Here is a 22142-nt window from a genome sequence, read left to right on the forward strand (position 1 = left end):
CCATCACCGGTCAAGCTGCCACACCGCATTTCCTCTGTAGGAGTGAGCCTGCTCGCGATAGCGGTAGATCTGCCAATGAAGTGTTGAATGTGCAGACGCTATCGCGAGCAGGCTCACTCCTACAGGGGATTTGTGTTGTCTTCAGGAAAGGGGCAGGCGCATCGCGCAGCGGCGCTCTGCGGGAAAGCCGAAGAGGACCTCGGCTTGCAGCGCATCGCGCAAATGGCGATCGGTGTGTGCATGCGTCAACTCGACAAACCCCAACCTCTGATAAAACGGCGCATTCCACGGCAGATCGCGAAAAGTGGTCAGCGTCACTGAGTTCAACTGCATCGCGCGCGCTTGTTCAATGACGGCCGCAACCAGTGCACGACCCATGCCTTGTCCTTGAAAAGCCTGACTGACGGAGAGCTCCTCAATGTGCAGGTGCTGATCGATGTCTACAGCACGAACAAATCCAGTCAGTTGCCCATCGCTATTTTCAGCAACCCAGACGTACGCCTGTTCGATGGCCTGCCGATGTCGGGCAGCATCGAGTACCTCGGCATTAGCCAGCCACGCCAACGGCGGATCAAGACGAAACAATTGCGCTGCCGAACGCTCGATCGCGGGGAGGGCAACCGCGTCAGCAAGGCTGGCGCGGCGTACGTCGAAGGTCATGTTGAGGCGCATCCTGTCGGTCTAGAGCTGGACAGGTTACGGTTTCAGCCACAGCAATACATAGTCGTTTTTGTCGAAACGCCCGTTCAACACCGGTTGCGCGCTTTCCAGCGGCGTGCCCTTGAGGGAGGGTAGATCACTGCGATCCATCATCAGCCACGCCGGACCTTTGATCGCCTCCAGTTGCTGGATCGAGTCGCTGAACTGCGGTTGCAGGTCCTGCGAGAGATTGACCATGAACTTGATCGCTTTCGCGTCCTTGCCCATGCCATGCAACACCAGCGGCGCCGGGTTTTGCTGAACCTGGGCGAACACCGCGTGGCTGAATGACTGGGTGTCGTACAAACGCCGTTCCACCGGTTCGAAGACCGCCGCATACACCATCCACAGCGCCAACACGGCACACAACGCCAACAGTTCGGCGCGCCAACGCGTGATCAACAATCTCGACAGAGCCAGCAGTTGAAGAACGCCCAGCGCGAGCAAAACAATGGAAACTTCACTCAATTGCTCGGGAAAGCGCCGTTGCGCGACCAGTAAAACCACCAGCAACAAGCCCGGTGTGACCAGCCACAAGCCCATGATCAACCCGCGCAAGCAGCGAAACACCCGCCCATGCGCCACCTGAAACGGATACGCCGCAATGACCGCCGCCATGGGCAGCATCGGCAGCAGATACCGTGCCTTCTTCGCCTGGGGAATCGACAACCCGACCATCACAATCAGGGCCGCCGCCGCGCAGTACTGCACCAGACGCAGCGCCGGGCCACGCTGTTGCGGCTTGCTCAGCCAGGCCGCTGCCAGCACCAGCAATGCCAACGGATAGGCCAGCGCATAGTTACCGAAGGAGCTGGTGAAGTAATACAGCGAACCGCTGACGCCTTCGCTGCCGTCCATGCGCCCCATGAACTGCATGCGGATCACGTCCTGCAGGAACACCGGGCCACCGCTGACCTGTGCCAGCCATAACAACAACCCGACACAGGCGGCCAGCAACAGCGAAGCCAACGCGCCGAACACCAGCAACCGCGACCATTCACGGTTAAGCAGGTAATAGCTGCACAGCATTCCGGTCGGCACCACCAGACCAATCGGCCCGCGTATGCCGAAACCGAGCAGCAGCAATACGAAGATCAACGGCCAACGACGCCCGCCGCCAAAATGATCATGGGCATAGCCCAGATAAAACACTGCGAACGCCGCACCCGCGAGCATCAAGTCCTGCGACACCGCGCGCACTTCAGTGACAAAGCCACTGGTGAGCATTAGCAAGGCAATACTGATCAACGCCCAGGGCCGTGAGTACGGTGCCAGCAGGCGATACATCAACGTCACGATCAACGCGCCCGCGATTGCGCTCGGCGCCCACGCGGTCAACGCATTCACCGCGCCAAACGGCAACGACAACAGCCAGATGAACAGCGTCGAAACCGCTGAGTAATCCGCGTAAGGCTGACCATAGGTGGTCGGAAACACCGTCGGCTCATGGCGTAGCATCTCTTGCGCGAACAACACAAATCGCGAGTCGAAACCGATCGGGGCCTGCCCGTGGACCCCGGCCATGAACAATAAAAACGCCAGCAGCCCTGCGATCAGGGACTGCCGGCGAATCTCAGGCGATAACGCGATCAAGCAACGTCGGACGCATTCGGCCACTGTTGCAGCGGGATCGGCAGTTTGCGCGATTCGCCACGGCCCATCGGGAAGTATTGGAAGCCATTGCGCGCCAGACGCTCGGCGTCGTAAAGGTTGCGCCCGTCGAAAATCACCGGGCTGTTGAGGCGCTGTTTGATCAGGTCGAAATCCGGTGCTTTGAACTGCTGCCACTCGGTGCAGATGATCAACGCATCGGCGCCGGGCAAGACCGATTCCGGTGTGCCCATCAGCATCAGTTTCGATTCGTTCGGGTAAAGGTTCTGGGTTTCCTGCATGGCTTCCGGGTCGAAGGCGCGCACGCTGGCACCGGCGGCCCACAGTTCTTCCAGCAACACGCGGCTCGGCGCGTCGCGCATGTCATCAGTGTTGGGTTTGAACGCCAGGCCCCACAGGGCGAAGGTCTTGCCGCGCAGGTCGCCCTTGTAGAACGCGTTGATGCGCTCGAACAATTTGTGTTTCTGGCGCTGGTTGATCGCCTCGACCGCTTGCAGCAAGTCGCTGGAGCAATGCGCTTCTTCGGCGCTGTGGATCAACGCGCGCATGTCTTTCGGGAAGCACGAACCGCCATAACCGCAGCCTGGGTAGATGAAGTGATAACCGATGCGCGTGTCGGCACCGATGCCCTGGCGTACCGACTCGATGTCGGCACCCAAGTGTTCGGCGAGTTCGGCGATCTGGTTGATGAAGCTGATCTTGGTCGCCAGCATGCAGTTGGCGGCGTACTTGGTCAGCTCAGCGCTGCGCAGGTCCATGAACATGATGCGGTCGTGGTTGCGGTTGAACGGCGAATACAGATCGCGCATCACGTCGCGCACGTCATCGCCTTCGCAACCGATAACGATACGGTCCGGCCGACGGCAGTCGGCAACGGCGGAGCCTTCCTTGAGAAACTCCGGGTTGGAAACGATATCGAATTGCAGCAGGCGGCCGACCTTGATCAAGGCTTTTTCAATGTGCGTGCGCAGGGTGTCGCCCGTGCCCACCGGCACCGTGGATTTTTCCACGAGAATCAATGGCTGCTCACGATGGCGGGCAATGGCATCGCCGACCGAAAGCACATAACGCAGATCCGCCGAACCGTCCTCACGCGACGGCGTACCCACGGCAATAAACGCCACCCGAGCGTGCTGCACGGCGAGCTTTTCATCGGTGGTGAATTGCAGGCGTTTCGAATCCAGACCTTCGCGTACCAGGCTGGTCCAGCCCCGGTTCGAAGATGCTGACATGACCCTGGCGCAACAGGTCGACCTTCTTCTGGTCGACGTCCATGCACACGACATCGTGGCCGACTTCGGCCAACACAGCCGCTTGCACCAGACCGACGTAACCGCTGCCAAATACTGTGATTTTCATGGAGCACTCCTGAATTCGGGCGCACGAGCCGGACGAGTGTTGATGGTGATGACCCCGAGCATGACCAGCGCCACGCCCAGTGATTTGGTGAAACTGAAGGATTCGTTGAACAGCGGCAGACTGGCCGCCAGCAGATACACCAGCGCATAGCTGATGCTCAGCAGCGAGTAAGCCCGGCCCAGCGGCAGATCGCGCAGGGCGGCGAGCCAGCAGAGCATCGACAGCGCGTAGGCAAAAATCGCCGCAACGACCACGGCCAATGCACGCAGGTCGAGGCTGTCGATGTGCAGCCATTGTTCCGGCACGGGCAGACGGGTCATGCTCCAGCGCATGCCCAGTTGCGCAGCGCTGACGAGTAACACGCTGCCCAGCGCGAAAGTGATGCCGCGACGTTGATTCATGACTGTTGCCCCAGCAACGCCACGCCGCCGATCACCAACGCCACGCCGAGCCAATGCTGGCGGTCGATGGGTTCACGGAAGACGAAGCGCGCGATCAGGGTGATCAGGACAAAGTTGAGGCTGAGCATCGGATAAGCGACGCCGACTTCCAGCCGCTGCAGCACCAGCAACCAGACCAACAGACCGGAACCGAGGGCGAGCAGCGCCAGCCACAACCACGGCGAGCGCAGTTTGCCGGTCAGCGAAGAATCGCTCCCGCGCCAGCTCTCCACGGCGTACTTCTGCGCAATCTGCCCGAGACAGGTCAGCAGGCACGCGGCCAACAGCAGCAACAGGCTCATGACGCCTCCTTGGGCAGGATCATGATCACCAGGTTGCCCTGCTCGTAACGGACGCCGTCCTTTGGCAACTTGTCGATTTCGTCCAGTTCGTCCTGCCCCTTGACGCGCATCACCACGCCGACCGCACCGCTGCGGCGTGCCTCGCGCATCCACTGTTGTACGTGTTCGGGATCGACCCGCTGTTGAATGCCGTCAGGATAGGCAAGGCCATATTTCAATTCGCCTATCGTGTTGTACAACGCCACTTGCGGGGTTTTCAGGCGCCAGGCCAGTGCCGAAGCAGCACCCAGATCGTTGCTCAACAGGTGTGTGGTTTGCGCCAGTTCCGTGACGTGATGCTTGATGAACTGATCGGGCATCTTGTTGGCGACCACCGATTTCGGCAGCGCCGCTGGCAACACCGCGATCAGCAACAGGCTGCCCAGCGCCGGAGCCGCCCAGCATTGCAGCGGAAGCAAGGCTTGCAGCAGATTGGCGATGATCCAGCCGATCAGCGCGATAAACACCAGCACCATGCTGTGTAGTTCGTGGTCGTACACCGGTTTGCTCAGTTGCAGGTACACCAGCGCGATCAGCGTGACGACGCCCAGCAGCAGATTGAGCAACCCATTGATGCTCAGTGCCCGACCTTGCTCCAGACGCAAACGATCGGCCAACGCATCGCCCAGCAACAACGCCAGCGGCAGCAGGCACGGCAGTATGTAAGTCGGCAATTTGCCGTTGCTCAGGCTGAAAAACAGTAGCGGCATCAGCAGCCACAGCAGCAGGAACACGATTTTCGGCTGAGCGCGGGTTTGCCAGGCTTGCCTGAACGCCGTCGGCAACAGGCCGGCCCACGGCAGACTGAACGCCACCAGCAGCGGCAGGTAAAACCACCACGGCGCGTCGTGTTGCGCATCGTCCCCGGCAAAGCGACGAATGTGCTCGTGCCAGAAGAAGAATCGCCAGTAATCGGGCTCCTGCGCATGCACCGAGAGCACCCAAGGCAAGCTGATGAGGATCGCGATGGCAATCGCCACCTGGCCGAACATCAGCAGTTCTCGCCAGCGTTTTTGCCAGAGCATCCACGGTACGGCGATCAGCACCGGCAGCAGCCAGGCGAGAAAACCCTTGGTCATGAAACCCATGCCGCAGGCCAGCCCCAGCACGGCCCAAGCGGCCATGCGCTTGCCGCCGGTTTGACTGTCGAGGGCAAACCACAGCGCCACCAGACTCAGATTGACCCAGAAGGTGAATTGCGGATCGAGGTTGGCGTAGCCCGCCTGACCGGCAACGATGGTGAAACTCATGTAGAGCAGGGCGCAGACGAAACTTTTGCGCGGCTCGCTCCACAAGCGCCGGGCAACCAGATAGCACAGCAGCACGCTCAAGCCAGTGCTCAGCGCCGAAGCGAAGCGCACGCCGAACAGGTTCTGCCCGAACACTTGCTGACCCAGCGCGATCATCCAGTAACCGGCAATCGGCTTCTCGAAGTAGCGCAGGCTCATGAAGTGCGGCGACACCCAGTTACCGCTCAGCAGCATGTTCTGACTGATCTGTGCGTAACGGGTTTCGTCGGGAATCCACAAGCCGTGCGTGCCCAGCGGCAGCAGATAGGCCAGCAAGCAAATGACCAGCAACAGCAGTGGCAGCGTCCAGCGTTTAGTCATGCGTCTTGCACTCCCAGCCAGCCTTCACGGCCGTCGAGGGCGCCACGTTGTACGCGACCCATGGGCAAGGTGTTGAAGAACTCGGGCAACAAGTCGCCCAGCGGTTTGAAAGCGATGTTGCGCTGGCGTGCATCGACCAGCAGTTGACGAAAATCCTCAGCCATCAGAATCCCTTCTACTTCGGCGTGAATGGTGTAGACGTTGAGCTGTTGCGGACGAAAGTGGTCAAGGATAAACCCGTTGAAGTCCCGCGCTGCGACGATCGGGCCGACGACTTCATCGAAGGTCGGCAGATCCACCGGAATCTGCGGCGTGCCCGGCGTGCCGTCGGCCAGCAGCGGACGAAACAGGCGGTCGCCTCGGCAATCGCTGTTGTAGCGAAAGCCGAAGGCTTGCTTGGCCTCGATCACGCGCTCGTCCGCACGCCAACCAGCGGCGGCGGAACAGTCGACTTTCGCGCCGAGGATGTCGCTCAACGAGTCGACGCCCTGACGAATCTGCTCGATCAGTTGCTTGTCGCTCCAGGTCCCGGCGTTGGCCTGCCAGCCGTGGTGATCCCATGCATGCAGGCCAACCTCATGACCGGCATCGCGGGCCTGACGCATCAGGTGCCCGAGATCACGGCCAATCGGTTTGCCCGGCCACGCGGTGCCGGCCAGCAGAATGTCCCAGCCATACAGGCCGGCCGCATTGGAGCGGAGCATCTTCCAGAGAAACTGCGGGCGGATCAGGCGCCACAGATGCCGGCCCATGTTGTCGGGGCCGACACTGAAGAAAAACGTTGCCTTGATCTGCGCCTCGTCGAGCATTTCCAGCAAGCGCGGCACACCTTCACGGGTGCCGCGAAAGGTGTCGACGTCGATGCGTAGACCGGCCTGCATTAGCGCTTGTCCGCGATTTCGAGCATCGCTTCACGCAGGAAGAAGTCGAGCGTATTGCCAATGGTCTCGCGCATTTCCACGGTTGGCGTCCAGTCGAGCAGACGCTTGGCGTTGGCGATGCTGGGTTTGCGGTGCTCAACATCCTGATAGCCAGCGCCATAGAACGCCTTGCTCTCGACGTCGCGAAAACCGGCGAACGGCGGGAAGTTATCGCGCAGCGGATGCGCTTCGAACTGACGCAGCAGTTCTTCACCCAGCTGACGGATGCTCGCTTCGTTGTCCGGGTTGCCGATGTTGATGATTTGACCGTTGCAGACATCGTTGTCGTTATCGATGATCCGCGCCAGGGCCTCGACGCCGTCGGCGATGTCGGTGAAGCAGCGTTTTTGCTCGCCACCGTCGAACAGGCGAATCGGCGTGCCTTCCACCAGATTCAAAATCAACTGAGTGATGGCGCGGGAGCTGCCGATGCGGGCCGAATCCAGACGATCAAGGCGCGGGCCCATCCAGTTGAACGGGCGGAACAGGGTGAAATTCAGACCTTTGGCGCCGTACGCCCAGATCACGCGGTCCAGCAATTGCTTGGACACCGAGTAGATCCAGCGCTGCTTGTTGATCGGGCCGACCACCAGGTTGGAGGTGTCTTCGTCGAAATGCTTGTCCTGGCACATGCCATAGACTTCCGAGGTCGACGGGAAGATCACGCGCTTGTTGTACTTGACGCAGTAGCGCACCAGCTTGAGGTTTTCTTCGAAGTCGAGTTCGAACACGCGCAACGGGTTGCGGGTGTATTCGATCGGCGTGGCGATGGCCACCAGCGGCAGGACCACGTCGCACTTCTTGATGTGGTACTCGATCCACTCGGAGTGAATGCTGATGTCGCCTTCGACGTAGTGGAAGTGCGGATGGCTGCGCAGACGGTCGATGGCGTCGGAACCGATGTCCAGTCCATAGACTTCGTAGCGGTCATCGCGCAGGAGGCGTTCGGACAAGTGATTGCCGATAAAACCGTTAACGCCAAGGATCAGCACGCGAGTGCGACGTGGCGCACGGCCGGATTCGGCACCGCGCAACAGCGAGCCGTCGACCAGACCCAGTTCACTGGCCAGTTGCGGGCCACTGAGGAACAGGCCGTTGTCGTTGCGCTGACCGGAGAGGATTACCAGCGAGTCTTCGCCGCAGGCAATGCGCAGCGGATCGACGCTGATCACCCGGCCCGGCGCCTGGCTGTCGTTGCCCTTGGCAACTTCAGCGCTCCAGACGATCAGTTTGTGCTCGCCCACAGCGCAGAACGCGCCCGGGTAAGGTTGGGTGACGGCGCGCACAAGGTTGAACAACTGCTCGGCCGGTTTCGCCCAAAGCAGTTTGCCGTCCGCCGCCGTGCGACGCCCGAATACTGTGGCTTTCGATTCGTCCTGCGCGGTTTCACTGATCTTGCCTTGCAGCATGGCTGGCAAAGTGTCGCGCAGCAGATCCGTCGCGGCGATGCGCAGCTTGCCGTGCAGGCTCAGCGCGGTGTCGCTGCGTTCAATGGCCACACGCTGTTGGGCAACGATGGCGCCGGCATCGGCACGTTTGACCATGCGGTGCAGAGTCACGCCGGTTGCGGTCTCGCCGTTGACCAGCACCCAGTTGGCTGGGGCGCGGCCACGGTAGCTTGGCAGCAACGAGCCGTGCAGATTGAACGCGCCTTTTTTCGCGGTGGCCAGCAACGACTCGCTCAGCAGGTGGCGATAGTAGAAGGAGAACAGGTAGTCCGGATTCAGTTTGGCGATCCGCTCGATCCACAGTGGGTGATTGACGTCTTCGGGGGCGTGCACCGGAATGCCTTTGCGTGCGCACAGTTGTGCGACCGAGGCGTAGAAGGCGTTCTCTTTCGGGTCGTCGGCATGGGTGAATACCGCCGCAATCTCATAGCCGCTGTCGAGCAGGGTTTGAATGCCGGCGCAGCCGATATCGTGATAAGCGAAGACAACCGTTTTTGCGCTCATGAGAGAACCTGATCATTGGAGGAGGAGAGACCGTCGACGGTGATGGCGCGCGGCGGCATGGCGGGTTGGCCGCGCAAGACTTTTTCAACGAAGAAACGCGGGCGGGCGCGCACGTCGCTGTACATGCGCCCCAGGTATTCGCCGAGCAGGCCCATGCCGATGAACTGGCCACCGGTGAACACGAACAACACCGCGAACAGCACGAACATGCCGTCACCGGCCCAGCCGGCACCGAACACCAGGCGCAACAAGATCAGTGCGGCGGCAAACAACACGCCGAGGCCAGCCATAGCGAAACCGACGATGCTCAACAGACGCAGCGGCGTAGTGGTCATGCAGGTGATCAGGTCGAACATCAGGTTGATCAAACGCATCGGGCTGTACTTCGAATCGCCGTGCTCACGTTCGGCGTGGGCCACGACGATTTCGGTGGTGTGGCGGGCGAAGCTGTTGGCCAGAATCGGGATGAACGTGCTGCGTTCACGGCAGGCGAGCATCGCGTCGATGATCGTCCGCCGGTAAGCGCGGAGCATGCAGCCGTAGTCGCTCATGGCGACGCCGGTGGAGCGTTGCACGGCGAGGTTGATCAGCTTCGACGGATAGCGGCGCAGGGCCGAGTCCTGGCGGTTGCCGCGCACAGTGCCGACCACGTCGTAACCCTTTTCCGCTTCGGCGACCAGGCGCGGGATTTCTTCCGGCGGGTTCTGCAGGTCGGCGTCGAGGGTGATCACCACATCGCCTTTGCATTGTTCGAAACCGGCCATGATTGCCGCGTGCTGGCCGTAGTTGCGGTTGAGGATGACCGCCACGAACGGGCTGTCCTCACGGGTTGCGGCTTCTTCAAGAAGCAGGGCGGACTGGTCACGGCTGCCGTCGTCGACGAGGACGATTTCATAGTCGTGACGCAGCATCCGGCACGCCGCTTCAGTGCGGCGCAACAGTTCCGGCAGGCTGTCCTGTTCGTTGTAGACCGGGATGACGATCGACACACAGCGGATCGGATAGGTTTTCACAGGCGTTTGTCCATAAGGGTGGCGATGGCGCCGACCACGCGATCGAGGTCTTGATCGCTCATGTCGGGGAACAACGGAATCGAGCACAGCCGCGCCGAGTTCCATTCGGTGTCGGGCAGATACAGGTCGGGGGCACGCTGGCGATACCAGGTGTGCAGGTGAGTGGCGATGAAATGGATACCGGTGCCGATGCCCTGGTCCTGCAAGCATTTCATGAAGGCTTCGCGGTCCATGCCGCAGCGCTCGCTGTCGATGCGCAGGATGAACAGGTGCCAGGCGTGGGTTTGTGCGTAAGCGGGCAGGGCCAGCGGTAGCACCGGCAAGCCTTCGAGTTTTTGCCGGTAGGCGGCAGCCAGTTCGGTGCGGCGGGCGTTGATTGCGTCCAGACGCTCAAGCTGCACCAAGGCAATTGCAGCGTTGATGTCGGCGAGGTTGTATTTGAACCCCGGCTCCATCACTTGCGCCTGCGGCTTGCGGCCACCGGTCAGCCGGTCGTAGGCGTCAACGCCCAAACCATGGAATTTGAGCATGCGCACGCGGCTGGCCAGGGCTTCGTCGTCGGTGACGAACATTGCGCCTTCGGCACAGGTCATGTTCTTGATCGCGTGGAAGGAGAAAATCGCCGTGCCCTGCGCGCCGACTTGGCGGCCCTTGTAACGGCTGCCAGCGGCGTGGGCGGCGTCTTCGATGACGGCGATACCGTGCTTGTCGGCCAGCGCGTACAGCGGATCAAGATCAAACGCGGCGCCGGCGTAATGCACCGGGATGATTGCTTTGGTGCGCGGGGTGATGGCGGCTTCGATACGCAAGGCGTCGGTCATCAAGGTGCCGCGATCAACGTCGACGAACACTGGTGTAGCGCCGAGCAGCGAGATCATGTTGGCGGTCGAGACCCAGGTCTGCGACGGGGTGATGACTTCGTCACCCGGACCAATGCCCAAAGCCAACAAGGTGATGTGCATGCCGCCGGTGGCCGAGGAAAGTGCCACGGCGTGCTTGCAACCGACATAGTTGGCGAAGTGTTCTTCCAGTGCCTGGCTTTTAGGCCCGGTGGTAATCCACCCCGAACGCAATACTTGTTCAACGGCGGCTATTTCTTCATCGCCGATACTCGGACGGGAAAACGGCAGAAACGCTTGACTCATAAGAACCTCGGGGCGACAGCCATCCTTCAGCCGATTGTCTGAAAAACACGGAATTTCAAAGGGTTGAGATACCGGCCGGGGAATGCCTGATTGACTTTTAAGTCCACGGACGGCAGGGTTGCAGGCCTTTCGGGGCAACCTGTTGTAACTAAGGTTATGCGCGTTTTTGTCAAAGGAACATGAAAAAACGGTCGGCGATTCGTCTATCTCTAAGCCATACAGCCACCGTTCAGACTTCTTCCGTTCATCGGCTGTTTTAGTCGAAAAGTCTTACGAAAGAGTCGCTCTTTATATAAGTTTGTTTGCACTTTTAAGTTGTTTTGTTGAACTGTTTTCTATTCAAGGCCGTTTCGTTTGATTGACTTGTCGAGTACTGAATCCACCCCGTCCAACACTAATCCGCTGACGCTTTATCTGGCGCGACTGGCGCCTTCCAGCCAACTGACCATGCGCTATGTCTTGCAGGATGCTGCGGACCGCCTCGGTTTCGAAGACGTGGATATCGAAGAAATCCCCTGGCACGGGCTGCAACCGGAAGACGTCGTGGCACTGGTCGCCGCATTGCGCGCCGACGGTTATGCGCCGAATACCTCGTCGCTGTACGTGAATGCCGTGCGCGGTGTGATGAATGAAGCCTGGCGCATGAGCCTGATCAGCCAGGATCATCTTTTGAAGATGCGCTCGGTCAAAGGTATTGCCGGCACGCGCTTGTCCCAGGGGCGCAACTTGAAGCGCACCTTGATCCACGAATTGATGGAAGTCTGCGCCGCCGATCCGCGTCCGCAAGGGCTGCGCGACGCAGCGGTGATTGCGCTGTTGTACGGCACCGGCATGCGTAAATCGGAGTCGGTTGATCTGGACCTGAATCAGGTCGACTTCACCGAACGCAGCCTGACCGTCACCGGCAAGGGCAACAAGCAACTGATCAAGTACGCACCGGCGTGGGCGTTCGCCAAACTTGATGCGTGGCTGGAACTGCGGCGTTCAGAACTCAAGGAGGGCGAGAGTGACGATGCCTTTCTGTTCAACCGCATCCGTCGCGGCAGCCATATCACCCGTGAGCGCATCACCAAACACGCGATTTATTACATTGCCCGTCAGCGGGGTACTCAGGTCGGGGTGAAGATCATGCCCCACGATTTCCGCCGCTCGTTTATCACGCGGGTGATCGAGGAACATGATTTGTCGATTGCGCAGAAACTGGCGCACCACAGCAACATCCAGACCACCGCCAACTACGATGTGCGTGATGACAACGAGCGGCGGCGTGCGGTCGATCGCTTCGATCTGTAGGCCCCGTCAGGACGGGGAAGGGCAGGTGCGCGCGTTGCCGGTGGCCGCCCGACTGATCTGCACGGCCAAGCGTTTGACGTTGTTCTGCTGGGCACCCACCAGATCATCGATGGTCGGGCCGGACGGTGTTTGCAGGGTCGAACGGCAGGTCAGCGAGCCATTGTCAGTGGCGCCGACGGGACGCAAGCGCCATTTGGCGTCGATCAGGCCGTACTGACCGGGGATCGAGTCGAAGCGTTGCACTTCGATGCGAACCGAAACGTTGCCTTGGCCACTGGTATTGCTCAACTGGTCGGCCAATGCACCGCGCAACTCATCCGCCAGTGTCGCCCCCCACCAATCGGTTTCCAGAATCGCCAGGCCGCTGTTGCCCTGGCGGATAACGATTTGCGCCCGGTCGACCTGCGGCGGCACGCTCAGCGCTTCAATCGGAATCTGCGCGCCGGTCCGGGTGTTGGCGATCTGCACCGGCGTCAGCGTGTGAAAGCTGATCGGGTCGCTGCGGCAGGCGCCAAGCAGCATGAACGCAGCGAGCACGGTGATTTTCAGCGGTACAGCCATGGTTCAGCTCCTGTGCTCAGTTACGTGGCGGGCCTTTCAGATCGATAGGCGCGGCGTTATCGGGGCGACCGCGGATCAGCGATTCAGGATGCCGGCCCAGGTAATCCGACAGCTCACGCAGCGAGCGCGACATGCGCCCGAGCTCGTCGAGGGTTTCCGTGAGTTTCTCGCGTTGCGGCGAATCTTCGGCCAAGGTGGAGCTGGCGGACTGCAAGGTCTTGCTGACGTCGGCCAGAGTGCTCTGCACGCCCGGCAGGGTCTTGGCGTTGAACTGGGTCAGGCCTTTGCGCAGCTCGATCAGATTGCTGTCGAGGTTGGTGGCGATGCGATCAACCGGCAGCTTGTTGAGCTTGTCGACCACGGCTTCGAGTTTTTCCTGCAGCTGTTCGAGGCTGCCCGGCACGGTTGGAATCACCACCGGGCGCGCCGTGGGGTCAAACGCGACTTTTTCGGCTTTCGGGAAGAAGTCCAGGGCCACGTACAGTTGCCCCGTCAGCAGGTTGCCACTGCGGGCCTGGGCGCGCAGGCCATTGTCGATGAAGGTGCCCATCAGGCGAATGCCGGCGGCCTCATCGTTGGGATCATGCTTGAACGCAGTGAGCATTTTTCCATAAGCCATGCCCAAACGTTGCGGGTAAATGACGATGCCGACGTTAAGCGGGAAGCTGCGTTTTTTCGCATCGAAATCCAGATTGATCGCCACCACCCGACCGATTTCCATGCCGAGGAACTCCACCGGTGCGCCAACCTTGAGGCCGCGCAGGGACTGGTCGAAGCGCAGACTCAGATACTGCGCCTTGCCGTTGGGTGGGGCGAGGGCGGTTTGCTGGTCTTCGAACAGTTCGAATTCCTTGTCATCGGCGGCGGCCACGTCGTTGGGGCTGTAATCCGGCGCACGGAAAGCGATACCGCCCACCAGCATGGAGGACAGGGATTCGGTTTTCACCTGGAAACCGTTGGCGCCGACGCTGACGTCAATGCCACTGGCGTTCCAGAATCGGGTGTTTTCAGTGACGAACGCATCGTTGGGCGCGTGAATGAACACTTCGATATTCACGCCTTTACCGTCAGGCGCCAGCTCGTAGGTGACGACCTGGCCGACAGGGATCTTGCGGTAATACACCGGCGAACCGATGTCCAGCGAACCGAGATCCTGGGTGTGCAGCATGAAACGCTTGCCGGGTTCGCCGTAGGTAATCGGCGGCGGGTTTTCCAGGCCCTTGAATTGTTTGGCGCGGTTGTTGGCCTGTCCGATGTCGGCACCGATATAGTCGCCGGAAAGCAGGGTGTCGATACCTGAAACGCCACCGGCACCGATTCGCGGGCGTACCACCCAGAACTGTGAATCTTCACGAGTAAACGTCTCGGCCTGTTTGGCCAGTTTGATCGTGGCGTTGACGCTTTTCTGGTCGTCGCTCAAGTCGACATCGGTGACCTGACCAATCACCACGTTGCGGTATTTGACTTCGGTCTTATTGGCTGTCAGACCGCTGCCGGTCTTGAAGGTGACCACGATGGTCGGCCCTTCCTGCAGGATGTTGTGCACCACCAGCGAAATACCCACCAGCACCGCCACGATCGGTACGATCCAGACGAGGGAGATGCCGAAGCGGCGGGTTTTCACGGGGGCTTGGCCTGGCGCTCGCGGCTCGTCGGTGGCTGACGACTTCATCCATGTCTCCTCGATTGAATGGGCACTGAGCGTCAGGAACGCAAAAGCACCTCATCAATATAGAAGTGCTTGGCGATAGAGCAAATGTGTATAGCTCGCATCGTTGACAGTTTCCATGTAGGAGCTGTCGAGTGAAACGAGGCTGCGATCTTTTGATCTTGCTTTTTCAGGGCCAAAAGATCGCAGCCTTCGGCAGCTCCTACTTGGGCATGGTGTCGGAGCGGGTTGCGGGTTATCCGAGCATTTCCCGCAGGCGATACCAGAACATGCCCAGTGCCAGCAGTGGCGAGCGCAGGGACGGGCCGCCAGGGAAGGTCATGTGCGGCACGCCGCTGAACACGTCCATGCCCTGACTGTGACCGGCATGAATCGCCTCACCGAGCAGCTTCGCGCACCAGTGCGTGACGTTCAGGCCATGGCCGGAATAGCCCTGTGCGTAGAACACGTTCGGCTGTTGCTTGAGCCGGCCGACCTGCGGAAAGCGGTTAGCAGTGATGCCGATCTTGCCGCCCCACTGGTAATCGATGCGCACGTCGGCCAGTTGCGGGAAGACTTTGAGCATCTTCGGTCGCATATAAGCGGCGATGTCCGCCGGATCGCGCCCGGAATAGTGGCAGGCACCGCCGAACAGCAAGCGCCGATCGGCGGAGAGCCGGTAGTAATCGAGGCCGACTTTTTGGTCGCACACCGCCAGATTGTGCGGGATCAGTTGCGCGGCGCGCGCCTCGGACAACGGTTCGGTGGCGATGATGTAACTGCCGGCCGGCAGCACCTTGCCACTGAGTTGCTGTTCGAGTTCGTCCAGATGCGCATTGCAGCCGAGCACCAGACTGCCAGCCCGCACCGTGCCGCTTGCGCAGCGGACCTGCACGGTCGGGCCATGGATGATTTCCAGCACTTCACTCTGCTCGAAAATCCTTACGCCCAACGATGCTGCAAGTCGCGCTTCGCCTTGCACCAGATCCAGCGGATGCAAATGACCGGACCCCATGTCCACCAAGCCGCCGGCGTAAATGTCGGAGTTGACCACCTGCTGGCGCACCTGCTCCGGGCCGATCAGCCGGGTTTCGTGGGCGTAACCGAGTTCGGCGAGGTCGACCAATTCATCCTTGAAGGCAGCGAACTGCGCCGGGGTATTGGCCAGATCGCAGAAGCCCCAGCGCAGGTCGCAATCGATGGCGTTGTCGCCGATGCGCTGACGCACCAGTTCGACCGAATCGATGCCGGCGCGCTGCAAATAACGCACGCCTTCCTGACCGACATACTTGGCGAATCCCGTGACCTCATGACCGATCCCGCGAATCAACTGGCCGCCATTGCGCCCACTGGCGCCCCAGCCGATGCGCCGGGCTTCGATCAACACCACCGACAATCCGCGCTGAGCCAGCTCGATGGCGGTGTTGACCCCGGTGAAGCCGCCACCGATCACACAGACGTCGGCGGTCAAGTCACCGTCCAGTAGCGGATAGGGTGTGCTCGCCCGGGCCGAAGCGGCGTAATAGGAGCGGGCGTGTTCCTGGGTGTACTGATTCATTTGTTCGACTTCACTTTGCTCCAGGATCGGGTCATCAGTCGCATGATCGCCTGGGGCGGGGTGGTAGAGATGTAGAGCTTGTCGAGAACTTCTTGAGGCGGATAGACCTCAGGATTGTTGACCAGCTCCGGATCCATGTATTGCTTGGCGGCCGGGTTCGGGTTGGCGTAACCGACCGAAGCGCTGACTTTGGCGATCACTTGCGGATCGAGCAGGTAATTGATGAAAGCGTGCGCTTCTTTGGTGTTGCTCGCATCGGCGGGGATGGCCAACAGATCAAACCAGAGATTGGCGCCTTCCTTCGGAATGGCGTAAGCGATGTTCACGCCGTTCTTGGCTTCCTTGGCACGGTTGGCGGCCTGGAACACGTCGCCGGAGTAACCGAAGGCTACGCAGATGTCACCGTTGGCCAGATCCGACACGTATTTCGAGGAATGGAAATAGGTGATGTACGGGCGGATGCTCAGCAGTTTCGCTTCAGCCTTTTTATAGTCTTCCGGGTTTTCGCTGCGCGGGTCCATGCCCATGTAGTTGAGCACGGCCGGGAAGACTTCGTCGGCGGAATCCATCATCGACACGCCGCACTGGCTGAGTTTTTTCAGGTTTTCGGGTTCGAACAGCACGGCCCAGGAATCGATGTGGTCAATGCCCAGCACTTGCTTGACCTTGTCGACGTTGTAGCCGATGCCGTTGGTGCCCCACAGGTACGGCACCGAGTGCTCGTTGCCCGGGTCGTTTTTCTCCAGCAGCTCGAGCAGTTTCGGGTCGAGGTTTTTGAAGTTCGGCAGTTGCGCACGGTCGAGTTTGAGGAAGGCGCCGGCCTTCACCTGACGCGCGAGGAAGTGGTTGGACGGCACGACCACGTCATACCCGGTGCGACCGGCGAGCAGTTTGCCTTCGAGGGTTTCGTTGGAGTCGAAAACGTCGTAGATCACCTTGATCCCGCTTTGGCTCTGGAAATCGGCGAGGGTGGTTTCGCCGATGTAGTCGGTCCAGTTGTAGACGCTGACCTGGGGTTGGGCGTTTGCTACGGCGCTGCACATCAGGGCCAGAGCGGCGGGAATCATGGTTTTCAACAGACGCATTTCGACACCTCTTAAATTGTTGGATTTTTCAGGTGGTTCGCTAATCCCTTGTGGGAGCGAGCCTGCTCCGGGCGGCGTTCCGACGAAAGCGGTGGGTCAGGCAACATAAATGGCGACTGTGCTGACGCCTTCGCGAGCAGGCTCGCTCCCACAGGGTCTGTGCAAATCTGAATTACACGCTGAGCATCAGGAACTCACGCTCCCACGAGCTGATCACGCGCTTGAAGTTTTCATGCTCGGCACGCTTTACCGCGACGTAGCCCCGGACGAATTTGTCGCCCAGGTACTGCCCAACGGTTTCGCACTCTTCCATCTGCGTCAGCGCTTCTTCGATGGTGATCGGCAGGCGCAGGTTGCGACGCTCGTAAGCGCGGCCTTGTACCGCAGCGCTCGGTGCGATGCCTTCAACCATGCCGATGTAACCGCAGAGCAGGCTCGCGGCGATTGCCAGGTACGGGTTGGCATCGGCGCCCGGCAGACGGTTTTCTACGCGCATGGCTTCCGGGCTGGAAGTCGGTACACGCAGACCAACAGTGCGGTTTTCTTCGCCCCATTCGACGTTGACCGGTGCCGAGGTGTCCGGCAGAAAGCGGCGGAACGAATTGACGTTGGGCGCAAACATCGGCAGCACTTTCGGGATGTACTTCTGCAAACCGCCGATGTAATGCAGGAACAGCTCGCTCATCTGCCCGTCTTCATTGGCGAAAATCGGTTTGCCAGTGGCGATGTCCACCACGCTCTGGTGGATGTGCATGGCGCTGCCCGGCTCATCACCGATCGGCTTGGCCATGAACGTCGCCGCAACGTTGTGCTTGAGCGCCGCCTCACGCATGGTGCGTTTGAACACGGTGATCTGGTCGGCCAGATCAAGGGCGTCGCCGTGACGGAAGTTGATTTCCATCTGCGCCGGGCCGTCTTCGTGGATCAGCGTGTCGAGGTCCAGGCCTTGCAGTTCGCACCAGTCGTAGACGTCTTCGAACAACGGATCGAATTCGTTGGCGGCATCGATCGAGAACGACTGCCGACCGCTTTCAGCACGGCCCGAGCGGCCCAGCGGTGCCTTCAGCGGCAGATCCGGGTCTTCGCAGCGTTGGGTCAGGTAGAACTCCATTTCCGGCGCCACAATCGGCTTCCAGCCTTTGTCGGTGTAGAGCTGCAAGACTTTCTTCAGCACGTTGCGCGGCGACAGTTCGATCGGGTTGCCGAACTTGTCGAAGGTGTCGTGGATGACGATGGCGGTCGGTTCGATCGCCCATGGAATCACGTAGACCGCGTCAGCCACGGGCTTGCACACCATGTCGATGTCGGCAGGATCGAGCAGGTCGTAGTAGATGTCGTCGTCGACAAAATCCCCGGTTACCGTTTGCAGCAGCACACTTTCCGGCAGGCGCATGCCTCGCTCATGCAGGAACTTGTTGGTCGGTGCGATCTTGCCGCGGGCAATGCCGGTCAGGTCGCTGACCACACATTCGACTTCGGTAATCTTGTGATCTTTCAGCCACGTGAACAGCTGATCGAAAGGGGCATTCATAAAGACCTCGTTATTGGTTTTATAGACGCCGGGGAGGGCGGGTTTCATCTTCCGCCCCTTCCCCTGTGGCGCGTTGACGACTATCTTGGGCGAGCCATGCAGTTCCATCTATCCACTTTAAGCAGCACCAAAGCGCACCAAAAGAGTGCGCAAGGTCACCCCATGACAACGTGCAATTCGTTACAGGTCCAAGCGTTCAACACCGCCGATGTCGCCGAACAAGTCCGTGCCACACCGGGCTGGGTCCAGCATTACCAACAGATGTCACCGGGGCATTTTGCCGGGCAGATCCGCTATCTGGATCTGCAGGGCGTCGAGGTCTATGAAGAGCAGATGAACACCCGGGTCGAGCAGAATTTCAGCGCGCCGTCGGGTGCTTTGGCGTTCTGTTTTGATCGCAGTGACAACGCGCTGTATCTGCTCAACGAAGAAAGCCGCAATATCTGGATCACCCCGGAGAACTACCAGGAAATCGCCGTGGTGTTCGGTCCGGAGTTTGTCCGTCAGCACGGTCTGAATGTGGCGAAACTCGAAGGGTTGTTCATGACACAACTCAATTGCGGACAGAACGCTCTGTTCAGTCGCTGGTTAAGCTCCACTCTCACGAAGTTGTCGCAAGCTGTTGATCTGTTTGATAAAGATGCGTTGACGCAGCAACTCTTGGAAGACTGTTTGTTCATTCTCGATAACGCTCACACCAGTCTTGATCGCGGCGGATTACAGCGGCGCAGCGAAGAGCGGATGATCATGAAACGCGTTGGAGAGTGGGCGGCGGATTCGCCGGAAGACACGGTCAATCTGCTTGAGCTGTCGCACGTGGCCGGCGTGCCATTGCGACAATTGCAGCAGGCGTTCAAAGCCTACACCGGGATGACCCCTAGCCATTGGTTGCGCCTGCGCCGGTTGAACAGTGCACACCGTGAATTGCTCAAGCGCCGGCCGACGGAAACTACGGTTGCCGAGGTGGCGATGCAGTGGTCGTTCTGGCATTTGGGAAGGTTTTCGAGCAGTTACCGGGCGTTGTTCAAGGAGTTGCCGAGCGAGACGCTGAAACGCTCACCAGTGATTTGAACTGACAGCGCCCTGTTTCCCGGGCGCGCAGCTTTTCTGCCGGTTTCGATTGTTACGGATTCTTGCTGACAACCTTCGCTGCGGTGACTGGATACAGTGTCAACAAGCTGTGTTTGAGCAATACAACAGATCCTGCGAGCAAAACTGCATCCTTGATCAGAAAACTGGTTGCGCCGCCCATTGCCGGAAAGCCGCCGGCAGACGCTTCCCACGCATCCGGGGTGGTCAGGATCAGGGTGAGCGTGGTCAGGTAAGTGATCGCAGATCCGGCCGAGGCCCACAGCGATACTCGGGGAAACCAGGCGCCCACAATCAAACCGAGGCCAATGGCCCATTCGGCTACACCCAAGGCATAGCTGGCCCCCTGAATTCCGAACACACTGTGCATCCAGCTCAGTAGAGGGCTGTTGCCCAACAGAGGAATCAAGCCTTCAGCTTCGTACGCAAACCATTTGCTATAGCCAAAGATCGCGAAGATCAGTACGAGTGTCCAGCGCATCAATCTGATCTCGAAGTCATTCGAAAGCAGGCGAGACAAAGTGCAAGTGTTCATGGTTGTTCCTTTTCTTTGAGGTGATGACACCCGCTAGAGAAGGTCCCGTTGCAAAAATTACAGCCCGACGCAGACTAAAGCGCGACAAAAAACAGGCTGCTTGCGCGAAATTTTGTTGCAGGCCGACATCAATGGGCAAAAAGACCTTTGTGTCAGCGTTGAAGTTAAATAGAATCAGTCTCATTTGAATTCTTACTTCGCGCAGGGCCTCTTGAGATGACTGAAGCAGCGACGCCATCGGAGCAGAGCCTGCATGAGTTGTACCGCGATCATCAGGGCTGGCTGGAAACCTGGTTGCGGCGGCGCATGGGCAATGCGTGGGATGCGGCGGATTTGAGTCAGGACACCTTCCTGCGCGTGCTGTGCAGCGCTCAGCCGATTACCGATATGCGCGAGCCTCGGGCGTATTTGCTGACTGTCGGCAAACGCCTGCTGAGCAACTTCTACACACGTCGCAGCCTGGAAAAAGCCTACCTCGAAGCCCTCGCGCAATTGCCCGAAGAATGCGTGCCGTCGCCCGAGCAACGTTGGGTGCTGCTGGAAACCCTGCAAGCGCTGGATGAGTTGCTTGATGGTTTGCCCCGAGCAGTGCGCCGGGCGTTTTTATGGAGTCAGCTTGAAGGCCTCGGTTACCGCGAAATCGCCGAGCGCCTGCAGGTCTCCGAACGCACCATAAAACGTTATATGGCGCAGGCTTACGAGCATTGTTTGATGTTGGATCTATGATGCGCGTATCGTCCAACTCAGAAGCGCGCGAAGTGGCTCGTGCCGCCGCGCAATGGTTGGCACTGCTCGAATCGGGCGACGCCACGGATGCTGATCACGCGCGCCTGCAGTATTGGCGCAACAGCGACAGTCGTCACGAGAACGCCTGGCAGAAGATTCAACTGCTGCGCCAACGCTTTTCCGCGGTGCCGGCGGCGTTGGCCATGGCCACGCTGGATCGTCCGGATCTGGAACGTCGTGCCGCGCTGAAACGTGCGCTCGGACTCGCCGCGCTGGTGCCAGCAGCGTGGCTGATCAGTCGACAATTGCCGATGGATGCATGGCGTGCCGATCTGCACACCAGCACTGGAGAGCGCCAGCGTTTGTCGTTGGGTGACGGCAGTTCGTTACAACTGAACACCGCCAGCGCAGTGAACGTCGATCTGCCGGCACGGCAATTGACGCTGGTGCGTGGCGAGATAGCACTCAACGTGCCGGGCAGTTCGGCGCTGACGATCAACGCACCTTACGGGCGAATCATCGTCAGTCGCAGCGAGGTGTGCGTGCGTATCAATGAGCGTGACTGCAACGTTTCGGTCGTCAGCGGCAAGGTGCAGTTACAACCGTTGCACGGGGCGGCGCTGGTGTTGAATCAAGGTCAGCAGGTTAGCCTGAAAGCATCTGGTTCCGGTTCCGTTACAGCGTTCGATGCGCTGATGCCGGGTTGGCGCGACGGTGTGTTGATGGCGCAAAACCAACCGCTGGGGGATTTTTTGCGCGAGCTGAGTCGCTATCGTTCGGGCTTGTTGCGCTGGGATCCGGCCTTGGAAACGCTGCGCATCACCGGCAGTTTCCGCCTCGACAATACTGATCAAATCCTCACACTGCTCGCGGCCAGCTTGCCGATCGACGTTCATACGCGTACACGGTTCTGGGTGTCTCTCACGCCTCGAAACATTCCCTCCTCAGAAAAAACTGGCTGAAGCCTGTCCCTTTTTTTCGCCTCGCTGGTCATTCCAGGCAAGTGAACAAAATCGAGAGCTTCTT

At 59.7% G+C, this 22142-nt stretch carries 19 protein-coding genes and 1 pseudogene; 4 read left to right on the forward strand and 16 right to left on the reverse strand.

Features of this window, described 5'->3' with window-relative positions; all coding sequences use genetic code 11:
* Positions 1-141: 141 nt before the first annotated feature.
* From ACOYXE_RS07215 to arnB, 10 genes and pseudogenes are all read right to left on the reverse strand, one after another.
* Positions 142-660 (reverse strand): GNAT family N-acetyltransferase, encoded by a 519-nt coding sequence (locus ACOYXE_RS07215; protein ID WP_460928395.1) that lies wholly within the window; start codon positions 658-660, stop codon positions 142-144.
* Between the two features lie 36 nt (positions 661-696).
* Positions 697-2292 carry an ArnT family glycosyltransferase gene (locus tag ACOYXE_RS07220; protein WP_460928397.1) on the reverse strand — a complete coding sequence of 532 codons (1596 nt, stop codon included), beginning with the start codon at positions 2290-2292 and terminating at the stop codon, positions 697-699.
* A pseudogene (locus ACOYXE_RS07225) lies at positions 2289-3669 on the reverse strand (UDP-glucose dehydrogenase family protein). Before ACOYXE_RS07225 ends, ACOYXE_RS07220 begins: the two are co-directional and overlap by 4 nt.
* On the reverse strand, positions 3666-4070 hold the full coding sequence (arnF, locus tag ACOYXE_RS07230) for a 4-amino-4-deoxy-L-arabinose-phosphoundecaprenol flippase subunit ArnF (protein WP_405123730.1): 405 nt from the start codon (positions 4068-4070) through the stop codon (positions 3666-3668). Before arnF ends, ACOYXE_RS07225 begins: the two are co-directional and overlap by 4 nt.
* Positions 4067-4411, reverse strand: a complete 345-nt coding sequence (gene arnE / locus ACOYXE_RS07235) for a 4-amino-4-deoxy-L-arabinose-phosphoundecaprenol flippase subunit ArnE (RefSeq protein WP_460928399.1) — start codon at positions 4409-4411, stop codon at positions 4067-4069. Before arnE ends, arnF begins: the two co-directional genes overlap by 4 nt.
* Positions 4408-6060 (reverse strand): lipid IV(A) 4-amino-4-deoxy-L-arabinosyltransferase, encoded by a 1653-nt coding sequence (gene arnT / locus ACOYXE_RS07240; RefSeq protein ID WP_460928401.1) that lies wholly within the window; start codon positions 6058-6060, stop codon positions 4408-4410. The genes arnE and arnT overlap by 4 nt, the downstream gene beginning before the upstream one ends.
* Positions 6057-6941, reverse strand: a complete 885-nt coding sequence (gene arnD, locus ACOYXE_RS07245; RefSeq protein ID WP_160057937.1) for a 4-deoxy-4-formamido-L-arabinose-phosphoundecaprenol deformylase — start codon at positions 6939-6941, stop codon at positions 6057-6059. The genes arnT and arnD overlap by 4 nt, the downstream gene beginning before the upstream one ends.
* Positions 6941-8932: a bifunctional UDP-4-amino-4-deoxy-L-arabinose formyltransferase/UDP-glucuronic acid oxidase ArnA gene (arnA, locus tag ACOYXE_RS07250; protein WP_460928404.1), complete on the reverse strand. Its 1992-nt coding sequence runs from the start codon at positions 8930-8932 to the stop codon at positions 6941-6943. Before arnA ends, arnD begins: the two co-directional genes overlap by 1 nt.
* Positions 8929-9945 carry an undecaprenyl-phosphate 4-deoxy-4-formamido-L-arabinose transferase gene (gene arnC, locus ACOYXE_RS07255; RefSeq protein ID WP_460928406.1) on the reverse strand — a complete coding sequence of 339 codons (1017 nt, stop codon included), beginning with the start codon at positions 9943-9945 and terminating at the stop codon, positions 8929-8931. Before arnC ends, arnA begins: the two co-directional genes overlap by 4 nt.
* A complete protein-coding gene (arnB, locus tag ACOYXE_RS07260; protein WP_460928408.1) occupies positions 9942-11090 on the reverse strand; it encodes a UDP-4-amino-4-deoxy-L-arabinose aminotransferase in 1149 nt (382 codons plus the stop codon). Before arnB ends, arnC begins: the two co-directional genes overlap by 4 nt.
* 447 nt (positions 11091-11537) lie before the next feature.
* Between arnB and ACOYXE_RS07265 the strand changes: the two genes are divergently transcribed.
* Positions 11538-12383, forward strand: coding sequence for a site-specific integrase (locus ACOYXE_RS07265; RefSeq protein ID WP_224793216.1), 846 nt, complete (start codon positions 11538-11540; stop codon positions 12381-12383).
* A gap of 6 nt (positions 12384-12389) precedes the next feature.
* Here ACOYXE_RS07265 and ACOYXE_RS07270 read toward each other — a convergent pair whose 3' ends face one another.
* The 5 genes from ACOYXE_RS07270 to ACOYXE_RS07290 all read right to left on the reverse strand — a co-directional run bounded on the left by ACOYXE_RS07270 (position 12390) and on the right by ACOYXE_RS07290 (position 18766).
* On the reverse strand, positions 12390-12944 hold the full coding sequence (locus tag ACOYXE_RS07270) for a PqiC family protein (protein ID WP_160057933.1): 555 nt from the start codon (positions 12942-12944) through the stop codon (positions 12390-12392).
* A 16-nt stretch (positions 12945-12960) separates the two neighbouring features.
* Positions 12961-14616: a PqiB family protein gene (locus ACOYXE_RS07275; RefSeq protein ID WP_460928411.1), complete on the reverse strand. Its 1656-nt coding sequence runs from the start codon at positions 14614-14616 to the stop codon at positions 12961-12963.
* 232 nt (positions 14617-14848) lie between these two features.
* Positions 14849-16150 carry an NAD(P)/FAD-dependent oxidoreductase gene (locus tag ACOYXE_RS07280; RefSeq protein WP_160057931.1) on the reverse strand — a complete coding sequence of 434 codons (1302 nt, stop codon included), beginning with the start codon at positions 16148-16150 and terminating at the stop codon, positions 14849-14851.
* Positions 16147-17235 (reverse strand): polyamine ABC transporter substrate-binding protein, encoded by a 1089-nt coding sequence (locus ACOYXE_RS07285; RefSeq protein WP_460928413.1) that lies wholly within the window; start codon positions 17233-17235, stop codon positions 16147-16149. Before ACOYXE_RS07285 ends, ACOYXE_RS07280 begins: the two co-directional genes overlap by 4 nt.
* Positions 17236-17407: 172 nt before the next feature.
* Complete coding sequence (locus ACOYXE_RS07290) at positions 17408-18766, reverse strand: glutamine synthetase family protein (RefSeq protein WP_460928415.1); 1359 nt, start codon at positions 18764-18766, stop codon at positions 17408-17410.
* A gap of 162 nt (positions 18767-18928) precedes the next feature.
* Between ACOYXE_RS07290 and ACOYXE_RS07295 the strand changes: the two genes are divergently transcribed.
* A complete protein-coding gene (locus ACOYXE_RS07295; protein WP_460928417.1) occupies positions 18929-19837 on the forward strand; it encodes a helix-turn-helix domain-containing protein in 909 nt (302 codons plus the stop codon).
* A 52-nt stretch (positions 19838-19889) separates the two neighbouring features.
* Here ACOYXE_RS07295 and ACOYXE_RS07300 read toward each other — a convergent pair whose 3' ends face one another.
* A complete protein-coding gene (locus tag ACOYXE_RS07300) occupies positions 19890-20390 on the reverse strand; it encodes a YkgB family protein (RefSeq protein ID WP_160057927.1) in 501 nt (166 codons plus the stop codon).
* 216 nt (positions 20391-20606) lie between these two features.
* On the opposite strand from ACOYXE_RS07300, the gene ACOYXE_RS07305 reads away from it, so the two are divergent.
* Both ACOYXE_RS07305 and ACOYXE_RS07310 read left to right on the forward strand, forming a co-directional pair.
* Positions 20607-21116, forward strand: a complete 510-nt coding sequence (locus tag ACOYXE_RS07305; RefSeq protein WP_160057926.1) for a sigma-70 family RNA polymerase sigma factor — start codon at positions 20607-20609, stop codon at positions 21114-21116.
* On the forward strand, positions 21116-22078 hold the full coding sequence (locus ACOYXE_RS07310; RefSeq protein WP_160057925.1) for a FecR domain-containing protein: 963 nt from the start codon (positions 21116-21118) through the stop codon (positions 22076-22078). Before ACOYXE_RS07305 ends, ACOYXE_RS07310 begins: the two co-directional genes overlap by 1 nt.
* Positions 22079-22142 lie beyond the last annotated feature (64 nt).

Source organism: Pseudomonas sp. MC6, assembly GCF_054790575.1.